The organism is Microcella sp., from assembly GCF_030645145.1.
In the GTDB taxonomy this organism is placed as follows: domain Bacteria; phylum Actinomycetota; class Actinomycetes; order Actinomycetales; family Microbacteriaceae; genus Microcella.
In genome coordinates, this window is record NZ_JAUSMI010000025.1 from 1 (window position 1) to 5,192 (window position 5,192).

Annotated in this window: 8 protein-coding genes and 1 pseudogene; 5 read left to right on the forward strand and 4 right to left on the reverse strand. The window is 70.0% G+C overall.

The features are described 5' to 3' along the window. Positions 1-98, forward strand: a 98-nt coding sequence (locus tag Q7T15_RS01470) for an integrase core domain-containing protein (protein ID WP_304692566.1), incomplete at its 5' end; no start/stop codon positions are given. Positions 99-111: 13 nt separating this feature from the next. Here the strand turns inward: Q7T15_RS01470 and fabG are convergent. Beyond that, complete coding sequence (gene fabG / locus Q7T15_RS01475; RefSeq protein WP_304692552.1) at positions 112-822, reverse strand: 3-oxoacyl-ACP reductase FabG; 711 nt, start codon at positions 820-822, stop codon at positions 112-114. A gap of 68 nt (positions 823-890) precedes the next feature. On the opposite strand from fabG, the gene Q7T15_RS01480 reads away from it, so the two are divergent. From Q7T15_RS01480 to Q7T15_RS01490, 3 genes are read left to right on the forward strand one after another with little or no spacing between them, the layout of a single operon-like run. Beyond that, complete coding sequence (locus Q7T15_RS01480) at positions 891-1,175, forward strand: DUF3099 domain-containing protein (protein ID WP_304692554.1); 285 nt, start codon at positions 891-893, stop codon at positions 1,173-1,175. Beyond that, on the forward strand, positions 1,172-1,423 hold the full coding sequence (locus Q7T15_RS01485) for a hypothetical protein (protein WP_304692556.1): 252 nt from the start codon (positions 1,172-1,174) through the stop codon (positions 1,421-1,423). Before Q7T15_RS01480 ends, Q7T15_RS01485 begins: the two co-directional genes overlap by 4 nt. Then, on the forward strand, positions 1,420-2,244 hold the full coding sequence (locus tag Q7T15_RS01490) for an SURF1 family protein (RefSeq protein WP_304692558.1): 825 nt from the start codon (positions 1,420-1,422) through the stop codon (positions 2,242-2,244). Before Q7T15_RS01485 ends, Q7T15_RS01490 begins: the two co-directional genes overlap by 4 nt. Before the next feature lie 6 nt (positions 2,245-2,250). Here Q7T15_RS01490 and Q7T15_RS01495 read toward each other — a convergent pair whose 3' ends face one another. Further along, on the reverse strand, positions 2,251-3,849 hold the full coding sequence (locus tag Q7T15_RS01495; RefSeq protein ID WP_304692560.1) for an ABC-F family ATP-binding cassette domain-containing protein: 1,599 nt from the start codon (positions 3,847-3,849) through the stop codon (positions 2,251-2,253). A 110-nt stretch (positions 3,850-3,959) separates the two neighbouring features. Between Q7T15_RS01495 and Q7T15_RS01500 the strand changes: the two genes are divergently transcribed. After that, positions 3,960-4,574, forward strand: a complete 615-nt coding sequence (locus tag Q7T15_RS01500) for a biotin transporter BioY (RefSeq protein ID WP_304692562.1) — start codon at positions 3,960-3,962, stop codon at positions 4,572-4,574. Between the two features lie 66 nt (positions 4,575-4,640). On the opposite strand, the gene Q7T15_RS01505 is transcribed toward Q7T15_RS01500, so the two are convergent. Together Q7T15_RS01505 and sufC are read right to left on the reverse strand one after the other, a co-directional pair. Beyond that, positions 4,641-4,970: a metal-sulfur cluster assembly factor gene (locus Q7T15_RS01505; protein WP_304692564.1), complete on the reverse strand. Its 330-nt coding sequence runs from the start codon at positions 4,968-4,970 to the stop codon at positions 4,641-4,643. Positions 4,971-4,974: 4 nt separating this feature from the next. Then, positions 4,975-5,192 (reverse strand): annotated as a pseudogene (sufC, locus tag Q7T15_RS01510) (Fe-S cluster assembly ATPase SufC); the annotation flags it as partial.

Genomic DNA, 5,192 nt, shown 5'->3' on the forward strand with positions numbered 1-5,192 from the left:
AGAACGCACTTGCACCCTGGCTGGACTACTACAACAATCGACGACGCCACTCAGCCCTCGACGGGCTCCCACCCATCAGCCGAGTGTCACCAAGGTGACTGCCGAGTACAGCTAGTGCCCCATGCCGAGGCCGCCGTCGACGGGGATGACCGCGCCGGAGATGTAGGCGGCGTCGTCGCTCGCGATCCACGTCACGACGCGTGCGACCTCCTGCGGGCTCGCGAAGCGGCCGGCGGGGATGGAGTCCTTGTACGCCTTCTGCTGCTCCTCGGGCAGCTCGGCCGTCATGTCGGTCTCGATGAAGCCCGGAGCGACGACGTTCGCGGTGATGCCGCGGCCGCCGAGCTCGCGCGTGATCGAGCGGGCCATGCCGACGAGGGCGGCCTTCGACGACGAGTAGTTGACCTGCCCGGGCGAGCCGTACAGCCCGACGACGGACGAGATGAGGATGATCCGGCCGAAGCGCGCCTTGAGCATCCCCTTCATGGCCCTCTTGACCGAGCGGAACGCGCCCGTGAGGTTCGTGTCGACGACCGACTGGAAGTCCTCGTCCGACATGCGCAGCAGGAGCGTGTCGCGCGTGATGCCCGCGTTCGCCACGACGACCTCGATGGGGCCGTAGGCCGCCTCGACCTCGCTGTACGCGGCGTCGAGGGACGCGGCGTCGGTGACGTCGGCGGTGACCGTCAGCGCGCCCTCGGGGCCGGTGCCGGAGCGGGCCGTGACCGCGACGCGGTGGCCCTGGGCGAGGAACTCCTCGGCGATCGCGAAGCCGATGCCGCGGTTGCCTCCGGTGACGAGAACGGTGCGCTGAGTGGTCATGGCATCAAGCCTATTGGCAGGCTTCGAACCAGTGATCTCGCAGGCGGCGAACGTACACTCGAGCTCTCATGAAGCAGCCGACCGGCGCCGCCATCACCAGCCTCCCGTCCTCTCCGACGGACGAGCGGCGTTCGCGCATGATCAGGTACTCGGTCGCGATGGGCGTGCGCCTCGTCTGCATCGGCGCCTGCTTCGTCGCACCCGGCTGGTGGCTCCTCATCCCCGCTCTGGGGGCGGTCATCCTGCCGTACTTCGCGGTCGTCGTCGCCAACCAGGTCGCTCCGAACGATGGGCGCGCGGTCGAGCGCCCCGGCCAGCTCCTCCCCTACACGCCGCCCGGCCCGGCCGCGTGATCTCCCTCCCCGGCGAGATCTCCGGGACCCGGTGCTCGCGCGCCGGCTGCCGCGCTGAGGCGACGTGGGCGGTCAACTGGCGCAACCCCCGCATCCACGGTCCCGATCGCGTCAAGGTGTGGCTCGCGTGCGACGAGCACCGCGACTTCCTCTACGACTTCGTCGACCAGCGCTCCTTCCCCGTGACGATCACGCCTGCGGGCGTGGTCGTCGACTCGCTGCCGGATCCGGGAGAATCGACGGCGTGAGCATCCTGAGCCTGGCCCTGCAGCGCCGCTGGCTCGGCTGGCTCGGCCTCACGACCCTCTTCGCGGTCGTCTGCGTCGGTCTCGCGCAGTGGCAGTGGCAGCGGCGCGTCGAGACGGTCGCCGAGATCCGCATCGTCGCGGCGAACTGGGATGCGGCCCCCGTCGCCCTCTCCGAGGCCCTGCCCGACTCCGACGCGCTCGATCCGGACCTCGAGTGGCAGCCCGTCGCCCTTGAGGGCGAGTACCTCGTCGACGAGCAGCTGCTCGTGCGCGCGCGCCCGCTCAACGGCCGGCCCGGGTTCGAGGTGCTCACGCCGCTGATGCTCGACGACGGCACCGTCTTCGTCGTCGACCGCGGCTGGCTGCCCGTCGGCTCGGCGCAGGATTCCCCCGACGTCGTGCCCGCTCCTCCGAGCGGGCGCGTGGAGGTGCTCGTGCGTCTCAAGCCCGGCGAGCCCGAGTTGCGCGGCCGCGGCGCCCCCGAGGGGCAGATCGCGACCATCCACCTGCCCGACGTCGCCGAGCGGGTCGAGGCCGGCGATGTCGTCGCGGGTGCGTACGGCCTTCTCGACTCCGAGTCCCCCGCCCCCGACACTCGTCCCGTCGCGGCGACGCGCCCCGTGCCGGACGAGGGGCCGCACCTGAGCTACACCTTCCAGTGGTACGTCTTTGCGCTCATGGGCTTCATCGGCTACGGCTGGGCGCTGCGCAAGGAGCGCCAGCGCATCGTCGCGGAGCAGACCGGGGTGCCGACTCCGCAGCGGGTGCGCAAGCGGGCGAGCGACGCCGATGAAGAGGATGCCCTGCTCGAGCGTCGCTAGACGCGATCAGGCGAGCGAGATGAGCTCGGCGTAGTCCTTCGTCCAGAGGTCCTCGACGCCGTCGGGCATGATGAGCACGCGCTCGGGGTTGAGCGCCTCGACCGCGCCCTCGTCGTGGCTCACGAGGATGACCGCGCCCGAGTAGTTCGCGAGAGCCCCGAGGATCTCCTCGCGGCTCGCCGGGTCGAGGTTGTTCGTCGGCTCGTCGAGGAGCAGCAGGTTCGCCTTCGACACGACGAGCATCGCGAGCGAGAGGCGGGTCTTCTCGCCGCCGGAGAGCACGCCGGCGGGCTTCGCGGTGTCGTCGCCCGTGAACAGGAACGAGCCGAGCACCTTGCGCGCCTCGAGCTCGGTGATCGCGGGCGAGGCCGACATCATGTTCTGCAGCACGCTGCGCTTGACGTCGAGCGTCTCGTGCTCCTGCGCGTAGTAGCCGACCTTGAGGCCGTGTCCGGGCTCGAGCTGGCCGGTGTCGGGCTCGTCGACGCCCGCGAGGATCCGCAGGAGGGTCGTCTTCCCCGCACCGTTGAGGCCGAGGATGACGACCTTCGAGCCGCGGTCGACGGCGAGGTCCACGGCCGTGAAGATCTCGAGCGAGCCGTAGCTCTTCGACAGGTTGCGGGCCTGCAAGGGGGTCTTGCCGACGGGCGCGGGCTCGGGGAATCGCAGCTTCGCGACGCGATCGACCGCGCGCACCTCGTCGAGGCCGGCGAGCATCTTCTCCGCGCGCGCGACCATCTGATGGGCGGCGGCCGCCTTCGAGGCCTTCGCTCCGAATCGGGCGGCCTGCAGCTGGAGGGCCGTGGCCTTCTTCTCGACGTTGGCGCGCTCCTTCTTGCGGCGCTCCTCGTCCGACTCGCGCTGACGCAGGTAGTTCTTCCAGCCCATGTTGTAGACGTCGATGACCTGGCGGTTGGCGTCCAGGTAGAAGACCTTGTTGACCGTCTCCTCCACGAGGTGGATGTCGTGACTGATGACGATGAAGCCGCCCTGGTACGAGCTCAGGAACTCGCGCAGCCACACCACCGAGTCGGCATCGAGGTGGTTCGTCGGCTCGTCGAGGATCATCGACTCGGCGTCGCTGAAGAGGATGCGGGCGAGCTCGATGCGGCGCCGCTGACCGCCCGAGAGCGTCTTGAGCGGCTGGCTGAGGATGCGATCGGGCAGGTTGAGGTTGCTCGCGATCGACGCGGCCTCGGCCTCGGCGGCGTAGCCGCCGAGCGCGAGGAACCGGTCGGTGAGCCGCCCGTAGCGGTTCATCGCCTTCTCGCTCACGGCCGGGTCGGAGCTGGCCATGTCGAGCGTCGCCTGCTGCATGTCGATGACGATCTGGCCGAGACCGCGGGCGTCGAGGATGCGGGTGCGCGCGAGCTGCTCCGGGTCGCCGGAGCGCGGGTCCTGCGGCAGGTAACCGAGTTCGCCCGTGCGTTGCACGTGCCCGGCGGCGGGGAGCTCGTCGCCCGCGAGGACCTTCGTGAGGGTCGTCTTGCCGGCGCCGTTGCGGCCGACGAGACCGACCTTGTCGCCTTTGTCGACCCGGAAGGAGACGTTCTCCATGAGCAGGCGCGCTCCGACTCGGATCTCGAGATCCTGCACAGCGAGCACAGCGAACGTCCGTTTCTTTCGTGGGTTTCGTCAGGGAGGGCCCCGGGGGGCCAGCCCGATAGTCTAACCGCAGTCCCCTGGTCCCCGATTCCCGTGAGGAACGCATCCCCGTGACCCTTGCCACCGCACTCCCCGCGCGCTCGACGATCGTCGATCGCGTCATCCCCCGCACCCTCGTGACCGACATGGCGCTCGTCGTCGCCGGCACGGCGCTCGTCGCCGCGCTGGCGCAGGTCGCCATCCCGCTGTGGCCCGTGCCGGTCACCGGACAGACGCTCGCCGTGCTGCTCGTCGGCGCCTCGCTCGGCGCCGCGCGCGGTGCCGCCTCTCTCTCGCTCTACGCGCTGCTCGGCGCGATCGGTCTGCCCATCTACAGCGACGCCGCGTCCGGCTGGAGCGTGCTCGTCGGTCCGACCGGCGGCTACATCATCGGCTTCGTGCTCTCGGCCGCGATCGTCGGCTGGGCGGCCGAGCGCCGCTGGGATCGCGGCTGGCTCAAGGCCGCCGTCACCTTCGTCGGCGGCTCCCTCGTCGTCTTCGCGGTCGGCCTGCCGTGGCTGTCGTACTCGCTCGGCGGCTTCGGACTGCCGAACGACCTGAACGCCACGCTCGTCGCCGGCTTCTACCCCTTCATCATCGGCGGTCTCATCAAGGCCGGCATCGCCGCGGCCCTGCTGCCCGTGATCTGGAAGGCCGTCGAGCGCAGCGACCGCGCCGACGCGTAGTCGCCTCTCGCACGACGAAGGCCCCCTCCCGAGCGGGAGGGGGCCTTTCGCGTGGGCTTGGTGGGTTCAGATGCTGAAGCCCAATGCGCGCATCATGTCGCGACCGTCGTCGGTGATGCGCTCGGGACCCCACGGCGGCATCCACACCCAGTTGATGCGGAACCGCTCGACGATGCCGTCGAGGGAGGTCGCGACCGACTCCTCGATCACGTCGGTGAGCGGGCAGCCGGCGGAGGTCAGGGTCATGGAGACGATGAGGGCGTCGGTCTCCTCATCCCAGGCGAGGTCGTAGACGAGGCCGAGGTCGACGATGTTGACCCCGAGCTCGGGGTCGACGACATCCTTCAGGCCCTCTTCGACCTGGTCGAAGAGCTTCGGTTCCAGTGCGGTGGGCATGGGCTCAGCCTACGGTCGACCCGGTCAGGTAGCGATCGTAGCCCTCGTTCTCCAAGCGGTCGGCCAGCTCGGCGCCGCCCTCCTCGGCCACGCGTCCGTCGACGAAGACGTGCACGAAGTCGGGGTGGATGTAGCGGAGGATGCGCGTGTAGTGGGTGATGAGGAGGACGCCGAGCCCCGTGCTCTGCTTGACGCGGTTGACGCCCTCCGAGACGACCTTGA